Consider the following 20943-nt stretch of genomic DNA (forward strand, 5'->3'; position numbering starts at 1 on the left):
CACGACCAAGGAGGCGCGGCGATGGACCTGGCCGACCGGCTGGCACTCGGCGAGCTCCCGGCCCGCTACGGCGACCTCATCGACGACCGCAACTGGCGGGACCTTGACCAGATCTTCCTGGCGGACGCCACGTTCGAGATACCCGGCCAGGTCCTCGACGGGCTGGCCGAGATCCGGGCGTTCATGGTCCAGGCCCGGCACCCGCGGACCCACATCATGACCAACATCTACGTCGACGAGACGCCGGACGGCGTCATCCTCCGGTTCCGCCTCGTCGGCATGCGGCCCGACGGCCGGATCAGCTCCGGCCGGTACCGCGACGTCGTGGTGAGGCGCCCGGACGGCTGGCGGGTGGCAAGGCGGGTCTTCACGGCGACCCCGTACGAGGAGTCGGCTTAGGGAACGTTCGCCCGACCGTAGCCGCGGAAGATCGCGGCAGATCGGGTCGCGAACGGCTCGGCCGGTCGGGCGCGAGGGTCAGGGCTGGTGGTCAGCGGTGGCCAGGCGTTCGGCCAGCCGTTCAAGGCCGTTCCTGACCATCTGGCCGTAACCGTCGTTCCCGAGTGCCGTCGCGGCGGTCTGGCCGCGTCGGAGGTGTTCACCAGCTCGATCGAGATCGCCCAGCCTGCGATAACAGTCGCCGGCGTTCAGGTGTAGCGAGGGGTAGAAGCCTGCCACGSCAATCGCTACGCCGGCCTGCGCGGCACGTTCGTCGGTGATCAGGTCGGCTGCCGCCAGTGCCCGCAGGTCCCAGAGCAGTTCGTCGTTCACATCGTCCTGGACGTCCGCCATGGCGTGCGCGACCGCGCAGCGATGCAAGGGGTCCCCGCCCTCGCGGCCGATCTCGCTCCAGACCTCCGCGAAGACGCGCCGCGCGCCCTCACGTTCCCCGCGCTGGCCCAGCCCCAGGCCACGGCCGATCCGGCTCATCGTCTCGTCCGGCTCGACCACAGTTCCTCCTGACAGAGACGGGAACCAGCCGCGCCGCCAGCCGGAACTGGTTTCCCGGCGACAGCCAAGGACCGACTCCGCCATGTCGGCCGCCGCGCGGGTCCGGCCATGCTCGCGCGAACGACCCGGTGCCGGTGGTGCCCGGTCCACCCGGGGCGCCGCCTGCGCCCGCGGCCGTGTGGCCTTGTGCTCATCTTGTCCGACGTCAGAGTCACAACGAGCGCCGTTTCACGCCCCGGACGTCTGACAAGACGTCCGAGATCCCCCGGGCGCCTGCCACGACGCGGGAGAGAAGCACCCGGGCTGCCGCTCCGATCTGCCCGTACGTCCATCCATGGGTTGTGGCGGGCGGGAGGCCGGGATCCGCCCCACAAGCGATGACCGGATCCGACGAGGGATCGTTGAGCAATTTCGGTTGACGGTTCTGACCCTGGCGATCTTGACGATCTTGACGGCCTCTTGTGCCGCCGTGGCCGGCGGCTACTGGCCATCGCGCGTGGGCCGGGTCGGGCTGATTTGATCACCAACGGTGGCTGCTCGACGTCGTTCCCTGTGGTTCCCCTCCTTCAGGGGGGCGCCGGGCGGCCGACGAGGTCAGCTGGGCTCGAACCTGGCGACGAGGCGGTGGGACCTGCGGTCGGGCTCGAAGGCGCGGGCGACGAGGTAGCTCGAGCCCATCCAACCGCGGCGGGTCCACTGCCCGAAGGAGATCGATGTTCCCGGGGCGCCGGAGGCGGCCGGCACGAGTTTCACGCGTTCGAGGGCGTCCCGGACGCCCCGTGGCGACAGCGGCTCGGCACCCGCGAACGCGCGCGCCAGCGCCACGCCCGCGTCGTGGCACAGCCCCGGCGCGTAGTACTCGGGCCGGCGGCCGTACGCGGCCTCGAAGCGGTCCAGGAACCGCTGGCCGACGAGGTTCTCCTCGTCGTACTGCTCCAGCCCGACCCAGCCGACGTACGCGTCCCAGATCTCGTCCGAGAAGTACGCGTCCTCGAACGCGGTGCCCATGTACCGCGGCGGGTCCCACCCGACGGCCGCCAGCGCCTCGTTGACCCGGATCACGCCGTAGCCGAAGCCGAGGTGCACGAGCGCGTCGGGCCTGGACCCGTGGATGGAGCGCACCGCGGCGGCGATGTCCTGCCCGGTCTGGGCGATGGTCTCCTCCGCGACGATCCGCGGCCCATGCTCCCGGCAGGCGTCGCGGAAGCTGCGCGCGTACAGCTGACCGATCACCGAGCGCTCGGCGAGCACCCCCACCGTGCGGGCGCCGGCCTTCGCGGCGAGGTGGGCGAGGATGATCGGCTCGTCGGTCATCGACCCGTTCGGGAGCGCGAAGGTCCATTTGCCCAGCCACTGGTCGGCGCCGCAGACGCTGATCGACGGCACCCGGAACCGCCGCTCGATCTCCGGCCGCAGGGCGATCGTGTTCTCGGAGATGTGCGGGCCGAAGACCGCGAGGCAGCCCTCGTCGACGAGCTCGCCGTACGCGTCGATGACGGACTTCACGCTGCCGGTCGGTAACCCGGCGGCGTTCCGCTCGACGAGCTCCACCGGCCGGTCGAGCAGGCCGGACTCCCGCGCCTCGCGGAAGACGAGCGCCAGCGCGTCGAGGAAGTCCTGCCGGGTGTCGTACGAGCTCCCGGGCGGGATGGTGAAGTCCTGCAGCACCCCGAGCCTGATCGGCTCCGCCTGGTGTCCCACGGCCACGGTTCGTCTCCTGCCTCGTCGGCTGCCTCGATGGAACAACAGGGCGCGTGCTCGCTGGAGGCTGTTATATGTAGATGTATCACTGTGGCGGTGTCGGCGAGGAGGGGACGAGTCGGGTGAGTGACGGCGTCTGGGGGAGTGCCCCGCGGCACACGACCACCGAGCTGCTGGTGCGGCGGATCGAGAAGGAGYCGGACACCGAGTACCTGGACGTCTGCGGCACGAGACTGACGGCCGTCGAGGTCGGCGCGGCGGCGGCGCGGCTGGGCGGCGGCCTGCGGGAGCTCGGGGTCGCGCCGGGTGACCGGGTGGCGATGCTGCTGGAGAACTCGCCGGAGATGCTCGTCGCGTGGTGGGCGGCGCAGTGGGCGGGCGCGGTGGCGGTGCCGATCAACACCGCGTACAAGGGCGAGTACCTGCGTCATCAGCTGCGCGACTCGGGCGCGACGGTGCTGGTCGTCGCGGCCGACCTCGCGGACCGGGCCGCGGCGGTGTCCGGTGATCTCGACGAGCTGGCGCACGTGGTGGTGACCGGCCCCGACGCGCCGGTGTTCCCGGGAGCGACCGGTCACCGGCTCGACGACCTGCTCACCGGCACGCCGCTGGCGGAGCCGGTCGCCCGGCGCCCGTCGGACCTGGCGACGTTCATCTACACGGGTGGGACGACGGGCCTGTCGAAGGGCTGCATGCTCAGCCACAACTACCACGAGGCGCTGGCCCGCCAGATCGGCTACAGCTGGGGCCGGACGGCGGACGACGTGATCTGGACGCCGCTGCCGATGTTCCACTACAACGCGCTGGTCACGGCGGTGATCGGCACCCTGGTGTACGGCGGGCGCGCGGCGATCTACCGGCGGTTCTCGGTGTCGAACTTCTGGCCGGAGATGAACCGCACCGGGGCGACGATGACCTCGACGCTCGGGACGATGGCCTACCTGCTGGCGCACGACGTGGACCGGCCGGAGATGCCACGCTCGGGGGCGGCGGAGGCGAACCGCTCGTTGCGGCTGATGGGGGCGGCGCCRCTGCCGCCCGAGGTCGACGACGTGATCCGTTCCCGGTTCGGGATCGACACGTTCTCCGGCGCGTACGGGGTGACGGAGGCGAGCCTGATCTCCTGGCAGCCGCCGGGCGTGCGCAACAGGCCGCGGGCCGCCGGCGTGGTCAACACGGAGTACTTCGACGTGCGGATCTTCGACGACGAGGACAACGAGCTGCCCCGCGGCACCGACGGCGAGATCGTGATCCGGCCGAAGCTGCCGCATGTGATGTTCGAGGGGTACTGGGGGCGGCCCGAGGTCACGGTCGAGACGAGCCGGAACTGGTGGTACCACACCGGCGACATCGGGAAGGTCGACGAGGACGGCTACCTCTACTTCGTCGACCGCAAGGCCGACTACCTGCGCCGGCGCGGCGAGAACATCGCGAGCTTCGAGGTCGAGCGCATCCTGATGGGCCACGGCCAGCTCGCCGACGCCGCCGTGCACGCCGTCCCGAGCGAGCTGACCGAGGACGACGTGAAGGTGACCGCGACCCGGATCGCCGGCTCGACGCTCACCGAGGAGGAGCTGTTCCGGTGGTGCGTCGAAGCGCTGCCGTACTTCGTCCTGCCGCGTTACATCGAGTTCCGGGACGAGCTGCCCCGCAGCCCGGTCGGCCGGGTCCTCAAGCGGGAGCTGCGCACCGAGGGCGTCACCCCGGCCACCTGGGACGTCGAGACCTCCGGCGTCACCTACGAGAAGCGCTGACCTATCCCACGTCCCCCGTACCGCACCGTCGCCTCCTGGAGGAGCGCACCGTGACCGACGCAGTCATCGTCTCGACCGCCCGTACGCCAATCGGGCGGGCCCGCAAGGGATCGCTGGTCGGCCTGGACGCGTTCCAGCTCGCCGAGGTCGCGGTGCCCGCGGCGCTGGAGCGCAGCGGCGTGCCGGCCCGGGACGTCGACGGCCTGGTGGTCGCCGAGGCGTACCAGGGCGGTGGGGTCCTCGCCCGCAACATCGCCGTGCGGCTCGGCCTCGACGACCTGGCCGGGATCGCCACCAACCAGCACTGCGCCGGCGGTCTGGCCGCCGTCGCGATCGCCGCCGGGAGCATCAGGGCCGGCATGGACAAGGTCGTCATCGCCGGCGGCGCGGAGAGCCTGACCAACAGCGCGATGACCACCACCAGGAGGGGGCCGGACGGGCAGCCGGTGACGTGGGTGTCCGCGTCACATCCCGAGACACCGGACGCCCCGGCGTTCGACATGTCGATCACCGTCGGCGAGAACACCGCCCGCGAGCTGGGCCTGACCCGCCTCGACGTCGACGAGTGGGCCGTCTACAGCCACGCCCAGGCGATCGCCTCGATCGAGGGCGGCTACTTCGTCGACCAGATCGTGCCGGTCGAGGTGACGGCGCCGGACGGCACCACCAGGCTGTTCGACACCGACGAGTTCCCGCGCCGGGGCACCACCGTCGAGACCCTCGCCCAGCTGCGGCTGCTGCACCCGGAGCTGCCGGACGCGACGGTGACCGCCGGCAACGCCGCGGGCCTGAACGACGCCGCCGCCGCGGTCACGCTGGCCAGCGGCGAGTACGCGGCGGCGCACGGGCTGGCCCCGCTGGCCCGGGTCCGGTCGTGGGCCTCGGTCGGGATCGCCCCCGCGCTGACCGGGCTCGGGCCGTCGCTGGCGATCCCGAAGGCGCTGGACCGCGCCGGGCTGACCCTCGCCGACATCGACCTGTTCGAGGTCAACGAGGCGTTCTGCTCGGTCCCGGTGGCGACGATCCGCAAGCTCGGCGTCCGACCGGAGATCGTCAACGTGAACGGCAGTGGCGCGAGCCTCGGCCACCCGATCGCCGCCACCGGTGCCCGGATGGTCGTGACCATGGTCCACGAGCTGCGCCGGCGCGGGAAGTCACTCGGCGTCGTGTCCATGTGCGCCGGCGGCGGCATGGGCGCCGCCATGGTCATCGAGGCACTCTGACCCCGCCGGCGCGGACGCGTCCGCGCCGGCGGTCACGTCGTCCACTGGCCGCCGTTGACGCTCAGGTGCTGTCCGGTGACGGCGGCGGCCAGGTCCGAGCACAGGAACAGCACGGCGCCGGCGCACTCGTCGGGGGTCGGCAGGTGCCGCAGCGGGAGCGTGGCGCCGCGCCGGTCGAGCCACTCGTCGACGGTGATGCCCTCGGCGGCCGACTGGTGCTCGGCGGCGTGCAGGATGTTGTCGCCGAGCACGCCGCCGAGGAACACTCCGTTGACGCGGATGCCCCATGGCCCGGCCTCGACCGCCAGGGTGCGGGCGACGGCGGCGAGTGCCGCCTTGGAGGCGGTGTAGGCCCCGAGGTTGGGCGGGTTCGACAGCACGGCGCCGCTGTTCACCAGGACGACCGCCCCGCCGCCGCGCGCGCGGATCGCCGGGAGCGCGGCCTGGACGAGGTACAGGGTTCCGTAGAGGTTGACGTCGAAGATCGCCCGCCAGCTCTCGGGGTCGGCGTCGACGATAGGGGCCCAGTCGCCCTCGTGGTGGGCGTTCTGGACCAGGAAGTCGACGCCGCCGAAGCGTTCCACCGCGGCCTCGACGAGGGCGGCGCAGGAGGCCCGGTCGGTGATGTCGGTCGGTACCACCAGCGGCTCGCGCCCGGCCTGGCGCACCTCGTCGGCCACCGCCTCGAGGCGGCCCGGCTGCCGGGCGGCGAGGACGACGTCGACGCCGCGGCGGGCGAAGCCCAGCGCGATGCTGCGGCCCATGCCCGGGCCGATGCCAGTGATGACCGCGACCTTGTCGTCCTCGAACACCGGCCCTTCCTATCACCTCTCCACTTCGTAAAGCTATATATGTTTAGAGGGCGTGTTCGGGCGGGCCTCGACTCGCGGACCGCGGGTCACGGCGCCGGTACCGGGGGTGTGCCCGGCGCGGGGAACATCCAGAGACGAGGGGATCGATCATGGAGACCTCACCTCCGTTACGGGTCATCCAGTGGGCGATGGGCAGCATCGGGCAGATCTCGGTCCGGCACCTGGTCGACAACCCGGCCTTCGAGGTGGTCGGCTGTTACGTCACGTCGGACGAGAAGGACGGCAGGGATGTCGGCGAGCTCGCCGGGATCGACCCGGTGGGTGTGCTCGCGACGCGGGACGCCGAGGCGCTGCTGGCGCTGGACGCCGACTGCGTGAACTACGCGCCCCTCTACGTCGACGTCGACGAGATCGTCCGCATCCTGCGCAGCGGCAAGAACCTGGTGACCCCGTCCGGCTTCACCTACCCGCCCGCGCTCGACGCGGACCCGCGGGACCGGCTCGAGGCYGCCTGCCAGGAGGGCGGGGTGTCGCTGTTCGGCTCCGGGATCCACCCCGGGTTCGCCGGCGACCTGCTGCCCCTGACGTTCGCCCGGCTGGCGTCGCGCATCGACGAGCTCGTCGTCCAGGAGGTGGGCGACTTCCGCAACCATCCCTCGGCCGCGATGATGTTCGACGGCCTCGGCTTCGGCCGGGACCCCGACGACCTGAAGGCCGACCCGCCGCGGATGTTCGACACCATGGGCCGGACCTTCAAGGAGTCGATCCACCTGCTGGCCGCCGGCCTGGGCATAGAGGTCGAGGACTACGACTTCGTCTGGGACACGGCGGTCGCGGTCCGGGACGTCACCGTGCGGGCCGGCTCGATCAGGAAGGGCCACGTCGCCGGGATGCGTCTCGAGTGGCGCGTCTGGAACGGCGGCAGGCCGGTGGTGATCTTCCGGTCCTACTGGCGGATGGACGACGTTACCGAACCGGACTGGGGCTACGAGAACGCCAAGTACTCCCTGTACTTCACCGGGCTGCCCTCGTTCCGGGTGAACTACGAGCCGACGGAGCCCGGCCCGGACGGCGACATCGGCTACTGGGGCCGGATCTGGACCGCCATGGCGGCCGTCAACGCGATCCCCACCGTCGTGGCCGCGCCCCCCGGCCTTCGCACCCACCTGGACCTCCCCCTGACCCAGCCCCCGAACCTGCACCGTTAGCGCGGGCGTCGGGGCGGGCTGGCCGAGGTGGTCCACGGCGGCCGTGACGAGAATATATATAATATGGATTACCTTCGATCTTGATAGATATAGATGTATAAGGAGATGATTTTGTCGTCCGGCACCGTGGACGCTGGGCCCAGGCGGGCGGCGTCGGGCCTGGACCGACCGGCGGGCGGGCGCGGCTGATCGCCTGGGGGCGCGGCGGTGGCATCGATGGCCGAGGGCCCACGGCATCGCCACGCCCAGGACATCCAAAGATCCGTTCACCTCGGAGAGCTGGGAGAGCGCGGGATGAAGGCGACTGCGGCGGTGCTGCGGCAGGCGGACGGGCCGTACCTGATCGAGGAGGTCGAGCTCGATCCGCCGGGGGCCGGCGAGGTGCTGGTCCGCGTCGTGAGCGCGGGCATGTGCCACACCGATGTCGTGCCGCGCCGGGAGGGCGCCCCGTCGCCGCCGCCGATCATCACCGGGCATGAGGGTGCCGGCGTGGTCGAGGCCGTCGGCGAGGGCGTCACCCGGGTGTCGGTAGGCGACCACGTCGTTCTCTCGTTCGACTCGTGYGGCGAGTGCCCGAGCTGCCAGCGGGGCGCGCCGCCGTACTGCGACCTGTTCCTGTTCCGCAACTTCTTCGGGCGCCGCCTCGACGGCACCACCGGGGTCCGGGACGCCGCCGGCGGCGAGGTCGCGTCACGCTGGTTCGGCCAGTCGTCGTTCGCGACGCACTGCGTCGCCGCCGAGCGCTGCGTCGTCGTGGTGGACCGCGACCTGCCGCTGGAGAAGCTCGGGCCGCTCGGCTGCGGGATCCTCACCGGCGCGGGCTCGGTGCTCGTCGACCTGAGCGTCCGGGCGGGCGCCAGCCTCGTCGTGTTCGGCGCCGGCGCGGTGGGCCTCGCGGCGGTGATGGCGGCGAAGGTCGTCGGCGCGGGGCCGGTCATCGCGGTGGACCTGCACCGGCACCGGCTGGAGCTCGCCGCCGAGCTCGGCGCGACCCACGTCCTGGACGGGGCGGCCACCGACCTCGTCGCCCAGATCCAGGGCCTGACCGGCGGCGGCGCGGACTTCACCTTCGACACCACCGGCAACGTCGGGGTCATCGCGAACGCGGTCGGCGCGCTGCGGATGGGCGGGCACTGCGGGCTGGTGGGCATTCAGACCGAGCCGATCACGTTCGATCCGGTCGCGCTCCTGGGCAAGCGGGTGTCCGGCATCCTCGAGGGCGGCGCCGACCCGCAGGTGGTGATTCCGCGGCTGGTCGCGCTGTGGCGGGCGGGGAGCTTCCCGTTCGACCGGCTGATCGAGACCTTCCCGCTGGAGGCGATCAACGTCGCCGAGGAGGCCTCGCTGTCCGGAAAGGTCGTCAAGCCGGTGCTGCTCCCGTCGGTGGGTTCCTGAACCGACCGGCGCGATGCCCCACGGATCCGCTGTCCACGGATCCGCTGCCCATGGATCAATGGATCAACAGCCTCCCCGGAGATGACGGCATGACCACGGTGATCGAGCGCGACCAGTTGTTTGTCGGCGGCCGTTGGCGGGACCCGGCGTCGGCCGGCGGCCAGGGCGTCGACCTGTTCGAGGTGAGCGGCGAAGCTGAGCCGGACGTCGCCGTCGACCAGGTAGGTCCGCCCGCCGAACCGGGCCGTCCGGTCGAGCAGCTCGCGCAGCGACCGGGCCCGGTGGCGGAACACCGGCATCCGGACGCCGCGCACGTCCTCGTCCGCGACCTCGAAGTACGACCCGGGCGCCAGCAGCGCGGCTCGTAGGTCGGTGTCGGCCATCAGCTGGTCCTCCGTGGCTGGTCCTGGAGCAGCCTTCGGCGCAGGTCGCCGTCCTCCATGAAGACCGGGACGTTGTCCGGCCCGAGGTAGGAGGGGCGGATGGTGGAGCCGCCGTCGACCGTGAGGGCCTGGCCGGTGACGAAGCCGGCGAGGTCGCTGAGGAGGAACATCACGGCACCGGCCAGTTCCCGCGGCGTGCCGCGGCGCCCGAGGGCGAGCACGGCGTCCCGGGCCTGGTCGGCGGTGTCGTTGCCTCGGCTGTGCGGGGTGCGGATCGTCCCGGTCGCGACGGCGTTGACGCGGATGTCGCGCGGGCCCCACTCGGCGGCCGTGGTTCTCGTGAGCGAGATCAGCGCGGCCTTGGCGGCGCTGTAGGCGAGGCTGTACGGCGCCGCGAAGAACGCGGCGACCGACGCGATGTGCACGATGCTGCCGCCCTGGCCCGCCGTGGTCATCGCCCGGGCGGCGGCCTGGCTGGTGAGCAGCGCCGAGCGCAGGTTGAGGTCGAGGACGTCGTCGAGATCGGCGAGCGGGAAGTCGTCGGCCGGCTGCCAGTGGTGGGGCCGCTGGCCGCCGACGACGTGGACCAGTCCGTCGACCGAGCCGAACGCCGCGATCGCGTCGGCGAACGCGGCGTCGACCTCGTCCTTCCTGCGCACGTCCACGATCACGCCGTGGAACGGGCCGGGGACGGCCGCCTCGGCCGCGGCGAGCGCGGCCGCCTCGGCGTCGAGGCCGACGACGTTGGCCCCGAGCTCGGCGGCCGCCGTGCACACGGCGGTGCCGATGCCACCGCCGCCGGCGCCCGCGACGACGATGGTCCGGCCGTCGAGTCGCAGCAGGTCGCCGATCATGGCCGGAACTGTCCGGCCGCGCGGGCGAGGGGCAGCTCCATCAGGTTCACGATCCCCGGCTGGGCGGCGCACACCTGTGGGATGGCGTTGACCGCGGGCATCGCCGTGGTGACCGTGCCGTCGAGGTGTTCGCCCTGGGGTTCCAGCCGGACGCGGACACCGGGGACGCCGTCGAGCTCGATCACATATCCGTGGGTGACGGGCCAGTTCGGGGTCATGTCCTCGCCGAGCTTCCAGACGAAGCTGCACTCGATCAGCGAGCGGCCGTCCCTGTCGCCCGACACGGTGCCCTTGAAGCCGGCGACGCGGCCCTTCTTCACGGTCATGAAGCCGAAGTCGGTGTCCTGGTTGGCGGTGGCGAACTCGACCCGGAAGCCGACGGCGTCGATCCGCACGCCGAGCGCCTTCGCGAGTACCGGGATCTGGTCCTTGAACGAGCCGCAGGAGGCCTCGCAGGCCTGGTGGGCGGCCGGGTCGTCGGGGTCGAGGTCGAAGCCCTGGGCGCGGAACATCTGCTCGTTGGCGTAGCCGGAGATGTCGAGCGACTCGAGGATCGAGAGCCGTTCGACGCGGCTGCACATGGCGCTCGCGGCCACGGCGACCATCGGCGCGTGGCCGGGGTAGATGCCGGAGGCGTAGAGCGACGAGCCGCCCCGCAGGCAGGCGTCGCGCAGCCGGTGGGTGGCCTGCTCGCCGTAGCCGAAGCCGGCCATCATGTACATCGTCGACACGACGTTGACGCCCGACTCGAGGATTCGCTCGAGGTGGTCGAAGTTCGGCCGGTACGCCATGTAGGAGACACAGTCGGGCTCGAGCGCGAGCAGGGCCTCGACGTCGTCGGTGGCGGTCACGCCGATCGGTGGCAGGCCGCACAGCTCGCCGACGTCGCGGCCGACCTTGTCGGGGGAGTGGGCGTAGCAGCCGACGAGGTCGAGCACCGGATGGTCGACCATGCCGCGCACGGCGGCGCTGCCGGTCTTGCCGGTCGTCCACTGGACGACCCGCAGGCGGCGGCTCACCGGGCGACCCGGTCGGGGCGGCGGGTGGAGGTCTCCTGCAGCGCCCGCCACACCAGCGTCGCCTCGTCCCGGGGCAGCGCGAAGCACCGCTGCGACACGAAGGCGTCGTCGGGGTGGGTGTACGCCACCGGACCCCGGCCGAGGCCGTCGTAGGACGCGGTCGCCACCTCTTCAGGGGAGCTCGGCCGCATGAGCCGCGAGCGGGCCCGGTCGAGCGGGTCGTCGGTGTCGACGCGGCTGCACAGCTCGGGGTCGAGCGTCTCCTGGAAGGAGTTGTAGTTCGGCGAGGAGGTGGCACCGACGAACACGTTGACGGCGTCCACGCCGCGGTCGGCCAGCTCGGTCCACAGCGACTCGGTGAGGATCCACTGGAATCCCTTGCCGGCGTTGTAGGTGCTGAAGTTGACCGCTCCCTGGGTGCCGCCCATCGAGCTGATCATCACGATCCCGCCGCGRCCGCGCTCGGCCAGCCGGCGGCCGAAGTGGTGGCAGAGGATCACCGGCGTGCGGCAGTTGACGTCGACGCTCAGCAGGTGCAGGTCGAGGTCCCCGTCGATGAAGCGGCTGTTCGGCCCGACCGCGGCGTTGTAGACGAACAGGCCGACGTCGAGGTCCCTCGTCGCGTCGGCCACGATGGCGCCGATGTCGGGCGACGCCAGGTCGGCCGCGATCGTGCGCACCTCGACGCCGTGCTGGGCGGCGACCTCGGCCGCGGTCGCCTCGAGCTGGTCCTTGCCCCGGGCCAGCAGCACCACGTTCAGCCCCCGCCGGGCGGCCTCATGCGAGAGCGCGGCACCGATACCCATCGACGCGCCCGCCACCACGACCCACGGCCCATAGCGGGCTTGGAACTCGTTTTCCGCCATCGCGCGGTCCTCCCTCTAAGACGCCAGTATTTTTCATAATGTATGCAATGTGATGTTGGAGCCCGGGACGGGGAAAGTCGTGATCACGGTCGGAACCGGCCCGGGCACCGGCGCCGGCCGGTGGGCGGCCGAGCGCTACACGAGAATGGGCAGGCGCAGCGGGCCGCGGACGGTGCTGGTGTACAGCATCTCGGTGCGGGCGCGGTCAACGGACCATTCGGGCCAGCGCTTGAGGGTCTCCTCCAGGCCGATGCGCCCTTCTCGTCGGGCCAGTGCCGCTCCGAGGCAGAAGTGGACGCCGTAGCCGAAGGTCATGTGCAGGTCGACCTTGCGGTGGATGTCGAGCACGTCGGGGTCCGGGTACTTGCGCTCGTCGTGGCCGGCCGAACCGGTGATGAGGATGACGCGGGAGCCCGCCGGGATCGTCGCGTCCCGCACGGTGACGTCGCGGGTCGTCCAGCGGGCGTTCACCGGCGACGGCGGCTCGTAGCGCAGGATCTCCTCGATCGCGCCGGGGATCAGCCCGGGGTCTCGTGCCAGCTCGGCCCGCTGGTCCGGGTACTCGTCGAGCACGCTGGCGGCCCAGCCGACGTGGCGGGCCACCGTCTCGCTGCCGGCGCTGAACAGCAGGATCGCGAAGCTGGCGAGCTCCGCGTCGGTGAGCCGGCGCGCCTGGCCGGTCACCTCGTCGGCCACCTCGGCGTTGACGAGATCGGTGAACACGTCGTCGCGGGGATTGCCGCGCCGGTCGGCGAAGTGCGCGCCGAGGCGTAGCCCGAGCTCGGTCAGCGCGCCTATCGAGGTCTCGTTGTTCATGCCGACGCCCTCTTCCATGTGGAAGACGTTGTCGACGACGTGGCGCAGCTCCTCGCGCTCGCTGCCGGGAACGCCGAGCAGGATCGAGATGACCGTCGGCGGGAGGATCGCGGAGAAGTCCTGGACGTAGTCGAACCCGCCGGAGCCGACCTGGGCGTCGAGGAGCTCCGCGCAGATCTCGTGGATGCGCTCCTCCAGCGCCGACACCCGGCGGACGGTGAACGCGCGTGAGACCAGCTTGCGCAGCGTCGTGTGCTTGGGCGGGTCAAGCCAGATCATCATCGCCGTGTCCTGCGGCTCCGGCGCCATCGTCTCGAGGGTGGTTCCGTGGCTCGAGCTGAACGTCTCGGCGTCCCGGTGGGCCGCCTCGATGTCCTCGAAGCGGGATAAGGCGTAGAAGTCGAACCGGTCGTTGCGATACACCGGCGCCTCGTCCCGTAACCGCCGCCACAGCGGGTAAGGGTCGTCGCGCAGCTCGGGAGCGAGCGGGTCCCAATAGAGATCGGTCATGAATGCCTCCGGCTGGTCTGGTTCTGTGACCGGGCACCACCGTGTCCGCGCCCGGCAGGCGGGCGGTCCGTCAGGACGAGGTCCTGCCGCTGAAGAAGAAGGCGTCGGCGTTGCCGTACAGCCAGTTGTCGCGGACCTCGTCGGTCAGGTCGAGGGCGGCGGCCTCGGTCAGGGTCCGCTTGAAGGACAGGACCGGGTAGTCGGAGGCGAAGATGACCCGGTCCTTGCCGCGGGTCGACATGAAGTGCAGCAGCGAGGCCGGCAGCCGCTTCGGCGACCACGCGGACGTCATCATGCGCAGGTTCTTGTATTTGATCATGAGGCGGATCGCGGTGTCCCACCACGGGTCGGCACCGTGGATCATGCACAGCTTCAGCTCGGGGAACCGGTAGCAGACCCGGTCGAGGTGGATCGGGTTCTGCGGCTCGGCCGGCAGCGGCGGGCCGGGGATGCCGGTGTTGACGCACAGCGGCAGCTCGAGCTCGCAGCACTTCGTGTAGATCGGGTAGTAGACCGGGTCGGTGGGCGGGTACATGCCGTCGCCCCAGAAGCTCGGGCCGACGTTCGTGCACACGACGGGGTAGTCGCGGACGTAGGACTCCAACGCCCGCACCGCCGGCATCGGGCGCAGCAGGTTGAAGCCGCCGATCGCGAGGGCGAAGCGGTCAGGACGGGCCTCGGCGAACTTGAACGCCCGGCCGTCGGTCTTCCCGACCTTCGCGATCAGGATCGCCCGCTCGACGCCGTTCGCGTCCATGTCGTCGAGAAGTTCGGGCAGCTCGGGGCTCTTGAAGAAGTCGTCGCCGCCCTTGAAGTAGTCCTCCTTCACACGGACCATCCAGTCGGGCTGCGTCTTCACGTCGCCGAAGTCGACGTTCACCAGGCAGTCCATGGCGCGGGTCATCGCCGGTCTCCTTCTCATGGGCGGGCGAGCCTTTTCCATCGTCTTCACGGCCCCATGTCGCGCTGGCGCCGTGGGAGGGCGAGAGGGAGAAGGCTCGGTGATCTCGGTGATCTCGGTGTCGCGGAACGTGCGAGAAGGGCTGGCGCCGGGCCGTTCAGGCCTTCGCCTCCGCCGCCCACTGGTCGCGGTTGGCCCGCATCGCCTCCAGGACGCGTCCCCAGCCGGGCAGGCTCTCGGTGATCTGCATGTCGAAGGGACTCGTGGTTCGGAACTCGAGGATCTCGACGCCGTCGGGGCCCGCGGTGTAGGTGTAAGGACGGTCCGCCGGCTGGAAGAACCCGTCGCCCTCGCCCAGCACGGTCCTGCCCATGCGCAGCTCGCCGCGGGTCACGTAGTAGAGGCAGTCGGCGCTGTGGGAGTGGCGCGGAAGCACGTAGCCCGGCTCGAACCGTGACCACACGAGGCTGACCCCGCCGGTCTCCGGGTCGCCGAACAGCACCTTGACGACCTGGCCGCCGCTCGACACCCACTCCATGAACTGCTCGGGCGCCTCGGGGGTCATGACCGGCATCGACATCATCCCGGCCTCGTGTAGCGACGGCGCCTCGGCGAACCGGAAGGTCTCGCGCCGGTGGGCCGCCTCCGCCGCCTCCGCCGCCTCCGTCGTCTCCGTCGTCTCCTCGGTCTCTTCCGTCACCTGGGCTGTCTGGATCGTTGTCTCGCTCATGCCCGCACCTCACTTCGTTCCTGGCCAGGGTTGCCATCGGACTGTTGGGACGGTGAAGCCCGACTTTCGTCGCATGCAGGGAGTCGTCCTGGGCCAAGAGGACGAGGATGCCGATCGGTAGCTGGGGCCGTCGGCAGCGGGACCGCTCGGGTTACCAGGTCCGTTCGGCGGCGGAGGCGGCGACCTGGGCGCGTAGGGCGGTCTTCGCGATCTTGCCGGTGGCGGTCGTGGGAAGCTCGGCCAGGACGACCAGCGCCTCCGGGCACTTGAAGGCGGCCAGACGGCCGGCCGCGAACTCCCGCAGGCTGGCCAGGGTCGGTGTGGTGCCGGGACGGGGGATCACCACGGCGCAGACCCGCTCGCCCAGCGCCCGGTCGTCGATACCGACGACCGCCGCCTCCGCCACCTCCGGATGCTCGTGCAGGACGGCCTCGACCTCCGCGCAGTAGACGTTCTCGCCGCCGCGGATGACGACGTCCTTCAGGCGGTCGACGACGTGGACGAAACCCTCGGCGTCGACGTAGCCGAGGTCGCCCGAATGGAACCAGCCATCCTGGAACGACGCGCTGGTCGCGGCGGCGTCGTTCCAGTAGCCGCGCGCGACCTGCGGCGAACGGAAGCAGATCTCGCCGACGTCGCCCGGATCGAGGGACGTGCCGTCGATGTCGACGACCTTGATGTCGGCGGTGAGGTTGGGCCGCCCGACGCTGTCGGGATGCGCGGCGAACTCGACGCCGACGTTCGTGACCACCGCGGAGGTGGTCTCGGTGAGGCCGTAGCCGTTCAGCAGCGCGACGTCCGTGCCGAACACCTGGATCGCGAGCGCCACCAGGTCGGGTGGGACGGCGGCGCCGCCGATGGAGAACAGCCGCGCGTCCAGCCCCAGCTCGCCGACGCCCGGGTACTCGAGGATCTGGCGCGCGACCGCCGGTACGCCGCCGAGCGCCGTCACCTGCTCGTCGACGGCGAGCCGCGCCCACTCCTGGACGTCCCAGCGGTGCATCAGCACCATCTTGCCGCCGCCGAGCGGACCGCCGACGACGGCCGACACCCCGCCGATGTGGAACAGCGGCCCTGTGGAGATCGTCACCGACTGGCGCGGCGGCCCCGGCTGGCGGCCGGCGATGATGGCCTCGCGCGCGCTGGCGAAGGCCATGTTCCAGAGGTTGGTGATCGTGCCCCGGTTGGTGTTGAGCGCTCCCTTCGGGCGTCCGGTGGTACCGGACGTGTAGAGGAGCGTCACCGGGTCGTCCCGGTCCAGCTGGGCGAACTCGTCGTCCRCGAGCGGGGCGGCGGCCGTCAGCTTGTCGAAGGCGACGTCGCCGGCGTCCGTGCGCACCCCGACCAGGGCCAGGCCCTCGGGCCGGCCCGCCGAGCGGATCCGCTCGCACCGGTCGTCGTCGGCGAACAGCACCGAGACGCCGGCGTCGCGTAAGGCGTATGTCAGCTCCCCGCCCGTCCACCAGGAGTTCAGCGGCACGATGACCGCGCCGGCCAGGGCCGCGCCCCAGAACCCGACGACGAACTCCGGCAGGTTGCGCATCGCGATCCCGACCCGGTCGCCAGGGCGGACCCCGAAGGTCGACCGCAGCTCGCGGGCCAGGCCGCGCGCCCGGCCGCGCACGTCGGCGAAGGTGAGCCGTTCGCCCTCGTAGACGACGTTGACGAGTGCCTCGTGCGCGGCGCCGGCCCGGAAGACGTCGACGATGGTGCGCGGCGCGCGGACGAAGTCCCGCAGGGAGACGCCGTCAAGCACGAGGTCCTCGACCTCGAACGGGCCTCCCGGGCCGATGAGCGGCGCGAGGCGGGGATCGTCGCGGTACACCGGCGCGACACCGGCGTGGTCCAGGGTGGGTCGGGTCATCGAGACATCCGTCCTTCGCGACGTCAGGAGGTGGGTAACCCGACCAGTTCGGCGCAGTTGGCGCGCATGATCCGGTGCACCTCGTCGGGGCTGAACGCGGTGAGCTCGTCGGTGAACGACGCCGGTTCGGCCAGGCCCTCGCCATGCGGCCAGTCGGAGCCGAACAGCACCCGCTCGACGCCGATCGTGTCGGCGAGCTTGCGCAGGTCCTCCTCGTAGTACGGCGTGACCCAGACGTGGCGCCGGATCGTGTCGAGAGGATCCTCGGCGAACAGGGCTGGGGCGCGGTTCGCGAGCTTGCGCAGGCCCTTGAGTAGCGGGTAGACCCAGTCGGAGCCGTTCTCGATGCTGGCGACCTTCAGGTTCGGGTGCCGCTTGAACACGCCGCCGACGATCAGGCTGGCCATCGTGTCGTGGATGGCCCGGTCACCGATGAGGACCCCGCCGAGCAGGTCCGGCGCGCGGAACGGGGCGAACTCCTCGGCGCCGCCCCACGAGGCGCCGATCATCGCGTTGTAGCCGCTGTCGCCGAGGTGGAACGCGACGGGCACACCGGCCTCCGCGAGCCGGGCGTAGACCGGGTCGTGCAGCTTGTCGCCCAGCGAGCGGCCCTTGGCGCCGCCCGTCGGGACCGGCGCCGGGCGCATGTGGATGACGCGCGCGCCGAGTTCGAGCACGCGGTCGATCTCCGCCAGCGCCGCGCCCGGGTCGGCCAGTGAGATCATCGGGGCGGCGATGATCCTGTCCTCGTGCGAGTAGCCCCAGTCGTCCTCGAGCCAGCGGTTGAACGCGGCCAGGCTCGCCATCGTGGCCGGGACGTCGTCGCGCAGCGCCTGCTCGACGCCGCAGCCCAGCGTCGGGAAGAGCAGCACCGCGTCGAGGCCCTGGGCGTCCATCGTCGCCAGGCGGGCCTCCCGGTCGCGGTACTCGGGCCGGATGGGCTCGACCCTGGTGAGGCTGCGCGGGTCGACCCCCTCCGGGATCTGGCCGCGGAACTGCAGGTCGAGGCAGCCGGGGACGATCACCGGGTCGAACGTCGGGTTCGGGATGAAGTTGTTGACCTTCCCGGCCATGACCATCTCGACGTGCCGGCCGTCCTGGACGACGCGCACCCCGCGGTGCCGGAACTTCCGGTCCAGGTGGCGGGTGAAGGCGTCGAGCGTCTCGTAGTAGTGGTTGTCCGCGTCGACCGGCCGCGCCGCCGCCGGCCCGGGCCCTTGTCCAACCGCCATGGCGGCCTCCCTGCGAGCGTCGAAGAGATATAGATGTTTCTACCTGGGTAGCCGGACGCCGCCAACCCCCGCCGGCCTGGGGATCGTCAGTGGGCGCCGCTCGCCTGTGGCCCGCGGGGGACGTCTCGGAAGGCGTCGGTGTCGGCGCGGCGTTCGCGCGGCATGCCGAGCAGCCGCTCGGCGATGACGTTGCGGGCCATCTCGGTCGTGCCGCCGCCGATGCAGGAGGCCTGGCGGATCAGGTAGCCGAGCCCGACCTGGGCGGAGGTCTCCTCGTCGGGTGACCACACCACCCCGGCGTCGCCGTACAGCTCGGTCGCGATCGCGGCGCGGCGGGCGTTCGCCGTCCCGCCGAACAGTCTGGGCATCGCGGCGGCGTGGTGGGGGAGCGAGCCCGCGGCCATCTTGTGGGTGACGGACTCGACCAGGGCCCGCAGGACCAGCGAGCTTGTCTGGGCCTCGCCGATGAGGGCCCGGGTCGCGCTGTCGTCGATCGTGCCGAGCCGGCGGGCGGCCCCGATCAGGGCCGCGAGGTCGTACGGGCCCTCGTTGGGCCGGTTGCCGCCGCCGGTGACGTAGGGGGAGCCGCCGGAGATCGTCCGCTCGTGGTGGAGCCAGCGCGTCATGACGCTCCACCCGGCGTCGACGTCGCCGATCCGGTCGGCGTCGGGCACGACGACGTCGGTGAGGAACTCCTCGCAGAAGTCCTTCGAGCCGTTCACGAGCTCGATCTGGCGGATCTGCAGGCCGGGGGCGGACATCGGCAGGCTGTACACGGTCAGCCCGCGGTGCTTCTCGACGTCCCAGTTCGTGCGGGCCAGGCAGAGCGCCCAGTCGCCCCACCAGCCGGAGGTGGTCCAGATCTTCGACCCGTTGAGGACCCAGCGGTCGCCGTCGCGGGTGGCGCTGGTGACGGCGCCGGCGGCGTCGGACCCGCCGCCCGGCTCCGACAGCAGCTGGACCCAGATCTCCTCGCCGCGCAGCATCCGCGGGATGTGCCGCAGCTTCTGCTCCTCGGTGCCGAACTCCAGCAGCACCGCCATGCAGGGGATGAACGTGGACGCCTGGATCTCCGACGGGTAGTCGTAGCCCTTGATCTCCCGGTTGAACGCGGCCTGGTGCGCCGGGGTCAGCGCCTGGCCGCCGTACTCGGCCGGCACGCAGATGCCGGCGAATCCGCCGTCGAAGAGCCGGCGCTGCAGCTCACGGCACGTCGCCGCGCGCGCCAGCACCTGTTCGTCGGTGGGGTGGGTGGCGGCGTGCAGGAAGAACGTGTCCTTGGCGGGATCGGCCGGTGGCATGTTCTCGGCCAGCCAGGTCCGGGCGCGCGCCGCGAACACGTCGACGTCGATCACGGTCTCGCTCATCTCCCACCGTCCACGGCGGCGTTTAGCAGCCGCACGAGCCGTTCGGTGAAGTACGCCGGCGTTCCGAACAGCTGCGCGTCGACCGTGGCCCGGCGCAGGTAGAGGTGCAGGTCGTGCTCGAAGGTGACCCCGATGCCGCCGTGCAGCTGGACGCAGTCCTGGATCACCTCCGGGCCGGCTCGTCCCACGTGCGCCTTGGCCGCGCTGGCCCAGGTGCGGGCGTCGTGACCGCCCTCGCCGACGCGGCGCGCGGCCTTCTCGGCGACCGCGGCGCTCGCCTCGAGCTGGGTGCGCAGGTCGGCCATCCGGTGCTTGATCTCCTGGTACGACCCGAGTGGGCGGCCGAACGAGTAGCGGTCGTGCGTCCACCGCAGGGTCGTGGCGAACGCGCGCTCCATCGCGCCGACGATCTCGCCGGCCTGGAGCACGGCCGTGAGGTCGAGCAGCAGCTCGTCATGATCGTCGGCGGTGCCGGGCTCGCCGACCCGGGACGTCGCCGGCACGGTGACGTCCCGCAGCACCACGGCGAGGTGGCGGCGGGTGAGGTCGATGCCGCCCAGCGGGGAGGTCTGGACCCCGGGCGCGTCGAACGGGACCAGATAGTGCGACCTCGCGTCGTCCTCGCCGGTGGCGGCGGCGACCAGGAGGTAGCCGTTCGGCGCGCCGCGCTCGACGCGGGACGCCGTGCCGTTCAGGACGACGTCGTCACCCGACCGGGCCGCCCGCACCGCCGCGTGGGAGCGCCCGACGCTCCGGGGCGCGTGCGCCCAGGCCGCGGTGGCGGTGCCGCCGAGGAGCTCCGCCAGCGGACCCCCGCGCTGTTCCGCCGAGCCCCACCGGCCGAGCGCGGCCACGACGACGTTCGTCCCGATCAGCGGGCCGGGCGCGGCATGCCGCCCGAACTGGAACGCGACCGCGAGGAGGTCGGCGAGGCCGTTGTCGCTGACCGAGCCGCCACCGGCGGACTCCGGCACCAGCGGCGACGTCCAGCCGAGCTCGGCGCCCTGCTTCCACAGCGCCGCGTCGAACGTCGAGTCCCGCCGCGACAGCTCGCGTAATCGCGCAGGGGGGTAGGTAGCGGCGAGATACTGCTCCGTGGTGGCCTCGAGCAGGTCCTGGTCCGCTGTCTGGGTGAACATCGTCCTCCTGAGCGTCCGGCGCGGTGTCTTGGCTCTCCCGACTCTCCCGGCTCTTCGGCCAGCCACTCGGCGGCCGGGGCGGGGCAGGCGCCTCAGATAAAGCACCGCATTCTGTATACGAAAGTGACAGTACCAGCGGCTGACGACGGGCGGCGGCTCCAGCGGCCGGAGCCGCGGTGATCAACGTCAGGTTCGCGGACGCGGACGCGGGCGCGGGC

At 71.7% G+C, this 20943-nt stretch carries 19 protein-coding genes; 6 read left to right on the forward strand and 13 right to left on the reverse strand.

Features of this window, described 5'->3' with window-relative positions:
- The first annotated feature begins 21 nt into the window (after positions 1-21).
- The gene (locus BL253_RS19440; protein WP_076818529.1) at positions 22-399 is read left to right on the forward strand and encodes a nuclear transport factor 2 family protein; all 378 of its coding nucleotides are present in this window, start codon (positions 22-24) and stop codon (positions 397-399) included.
- A gap of 78 nt (positions 400-477) precedes the next feature.
- Here the strand turns inward: BL253_RS19440 and BL253_RS19445 are convergent, their stop codons facing one another.
- Positions 478-951, reverse strand: a complete 474-nt coding sequence (locus BL253_RS19445; protein WP_198946324.1) for a hypothetical protein — start codon at positions 949-951, stop codon at positions 478-480.
- A 594-nt stretch (positions 952-1545) separates the two neighbouring features.
- Positions 1546-2658, reverse strand: coding sequence for an ABC transporter substrate-binding protein (locus BL253_RS19450; protein ID WP_076818530.1), 1113 nt, complete (start codon positions 2656-2658; stop codon positions 1546-1548).
- Between the two features lie 116 nt (positions 2659-2774).
- Between BL253_RS19450 and BL253_RS19455 the strand changes: the two genes are divergently transcribed.
- Both BL253_RS19455 and BL253_RS19460 read left to right on the forward strand, forming a co-directional pair.
- Positions 2775-4406, forward strand: coding sequence for an AMP-binding protein (locus BL253_RS19455; protein WP_076818531.1), 1632 nt, complete (start codon positions 2775-2777; stop codon positions 4404-4406).
- Positions 4407-4456: 50 nt separating this feature from the next.
- Positions 4457-5629, forward strand: coding sequence for a thiolase family protein (locus BL253_RS19460; RefSeq protein ID WP_076818532.1), 1173 nt, complete (start codon positions 4457-4459; stop codon positions 5627-5629).
- 32 nt (positions 5630-5661) lie between these two features.
- Here BL253_RS19460 and BL253_RS19465 read toward each other — a convergent pair whose 3' ends face one another.
- Complete coding sequence (locus BL253_RS19465; RefSeq protein ID WP_076818533.1) at positions 5662-6441, reverse strand: SDR family oxidoreductase; 780 nt, start codon at positions 6439-6441, stop codon at positions 5662-5664.
- 149 nt (positions 6442-6590) lie between these two features.
- Between BL253_RS19465 and BL253_RS19470 the strand changes: the two genes are divergently transcribed.
- The 3 genes from BL253_RS19470 (at position 6591) to BL253_RS19480 (ending at position 9412) form a co-directional block, all read left to right on the forward strand.
- Positions 6591-7649, forward strand: a complete 1059-nt coding sequence (locus BL253_RS19470) for an NAD(P)H-dependent amine dehydrogenase family protein (protein ID WP_076818534.1) — start codon at positions 6591-6593, stop codon at positions 7647-7649.
- Between the two features lie 294 nt (positions 7650-7943).
- The gene (locus BL253_RS19475) at positions 7944-9044 is read left to right on the forward strand and encodes an NAD(P)-dependent alcohol dehydrogenase (protein ID WP_076818535.1); all 1101 of its coding nucleotides are present in this window, start codon (positions 7944-7946) and stop codon (positions 9042-9044) included.
- 89 nt (positions 9045-9133) lie between these two features.
- Complete coding sequence (locus BL253_RS19480; RefSeq protein ID WP_076818536.1) at positions 9134-9412, forward strand: hypothetical protein; 279 nt, start codon at positions 9134-9136, stop codon at positions 9410-9412.
- 14 nt (positions 9413-9426) lie between these two features.
- On the opposite strand, the gene BL253_RS19485 is transcribed toward BL253_RS19480, so the two are convergent.
- The 10 genes from BL253_RS19485 to BL253_RS19530 all read right to left on the reverse strand — a co-directional run bounded on the left by BL253_RS19485 (position 9427) and on the right by BL253_RS19530 (position 20725).
- On the reverse strand, positions 9427-10281 hold the full coding sequence (locus tag BL253_RS19485; RefSeq protein WP_076818537.1) for an SDR family NAD(P)-dependent oxidoreductase: 855 nt from the start codon (positions 10279-10281) through the stop codon (positions 9427-9429).
- Positions 10278-11300, reverse strand: a complete 1023-nt coding sequence (locus BL253_RS19490) for an NAD(P)H-dependent amine dehydrogenase family protein (RefSeq protein WP_076818538.1) — start codon at positions 11298-11300, stop codon at positions 10278-10280. Before BL253_RS19490 ends, BL253_RS19485 begins: the two co-directional genes overlap by 4 nt.
- Positions 11297-12166 carry an SDR family NAD(P)-dependent oxidoreductase gene (locus BL253_RS19495; RefSeq protein WP_076818539.1) on the reverse strand — a complete coding sequence of 290 codons (870 nt, stop codon included), beginning with the start codon at positions 12164-12166 and terminating at the stop codon, positions 11297-11299. Before BL253_RS19495 ends, BL253_RS19490 begins: the two co-directional genes overlap by 4 nt.
- Before the next feature lie 135 nt (positions 12167-12301).
- The gene (locus BL253_RS19500) at positions 12302-13492 is read right to left on the reverse strand and encodes a cytochrome P450 (RefSeq protein WP_076818540.1); all 1191 of its coding nucleotides are present in this window, start codon (positions 13490-13492) and stop codon (positions 12302-12304) included.
- A gap of 70 nt (positions 13493-13562) precedes the next feature.
- Complete coding sequence (locus BL253_RS19505) at positions 13563-14396, reverse strand: amidohydrolase family protein (RefSeq protein WP_076818541.1); 834 nt, start codon at positions 14394-14396, stop codon at positions 13563-13565.
- 154 nt (positions 14397-14550) lie between these two features.
- A complete protein-coding gene (locus BL253_RS19510) occupies positions 14551-15123 on the reverse strand; it encodes a cupin domain-containing protein (RefSeq protein WP_076818542.1) in 573 nt (190 codons plus the stop codon).
- A gap of 151 nt (positions 15124-15274) precedes the next feature.
- Positions 15275-16987: a class I adenylate-forming enzyme family protein gene (locus tag BL253_RS19515; RefSeq protein WP_076818543.1), complete on the reverse strand. Its 1713-nt coding sequence runs from the start codon at positions 16985-16987 to the stop codon at positions 15275-15277.
- A 23-nt stretch (positions 16988-17010) separates the two neighbouring features.
- Positions 17011-18219, reverse strand: coding sequence for an amidohydrolase family protein (locus BL253_RS19520; protein WP_076818544.1), 1209 nt, complete (start codon positions 18217-18219; stop codon positions 17011-17013).
- 86 nt (positions 18220-18305) lie between these two features.
- Positions 18306-19586 carry an acyl-CoA dehydrogenase family protein gene (locus BL253_RS19525; RefSeq protein ID WP_076818545.1) on the reverse strand — a complete coding sequence of 427 codons (1281 nt, stop codon included), beginning with the start codon at positions 19584-19586 and terminating at the stop codon, positions 18306-18308.
- On the reverse strand, positions 19583-20725 hold the full coding sequence (locus tag BL253_RS19530; protein WP_076818546.1) for an acyl-CoA dehydrogenase family protein: 1143 nt from the start codon (positions 20723-20725) through the stop codon (positions 19583-19585). The genes BL253_RS19525 and BL253_RS19530 overlap by 4 nt, the downstream gene beginning before the upstream one ends.
- Positions 20726-20943 lie beyond the last annotated feature (218 nt).

This window comes from Pseudofrankia asymbiotica, from assembly GCF_001983105.1.
GTDB classification, from domain to species: Bacteria; Actinomycetota; Actinomycetes; order Frankiales; family Frankiaceae; genus Pseudofrankia; species Pseudofrankia asymbiotica.

What these genes read in the sequence shown, in the direction of transcription:
- BL253_RS19530 (WP_076818546.1), bottom strand. Translation starts at nt 20,725, where the DNA reads ATGTTCACCCAGACAGCGGACCAGGACCTGCTCGAGGCCACCACGGAG.
- BL253_RS19485 (WP_076818537.1), bottom strand. Translation starts at nt 10,281, where the DNA reads ATGATCGGCGACCTGCTGCGACTCGACGGCCGGACCATCGTCGTCGCG.
- BL253_RS19510 (WP_076818542.1), bottom strand. Translation starts at nt 15,123, where the DNA reads ATGAGCGAGACAACGATCCAGACAGCCCAGGTGACGGAAGAGACCGAG.
- BL253_RS19520 (WP_076818544.1), bottom strand. Translation starts at nt 18,219, where the DNA reads ATGGCGGTTGGACAAGGGCCCGGGCCGGCGGCGGCGCGGCCGGTCGAC.
- BL253_RS19440 (WP_076818529.1), top strand. Translation starts at nt 22, where the DNA reads ATGGACCTGGCCGACCGGCTGGCACTCGGCGAGCTCCCGGCCCGCTAC.
- BL253_RS19505 (WP_076818541.1), bottom strand. Translation starts at nt 14,396, where the DNA reads ATGACCCGCGCCATGGACTGCCTGGTGAACGTCGACTTCGGCGACGTG.
- BL253_RS19480 (WP_076818536.1), top strand. Translation starts at nt 9,134, where the DNA reads ATGACCACGGTGATCGAGCGCGACCAGTTGTTTGTCGGCGGCCGTTGG.
- BL253_RS19525 (WP_076818545.1), bottom strand. Translation starts at nt 19,586, where the DNA reads ATGAGCGAGACCGTGATCGACGTCGACGTGTTCGCGGCGCGCGCCCGG.
- BL253_RS19500 (WP_076818540.1), bottom strand. Translation starts at nt 13,492, where the DNA reads ATGACCGATCTCTATTGGGACCCGCTCGCTCCCGAGCTGCGCGACGAC.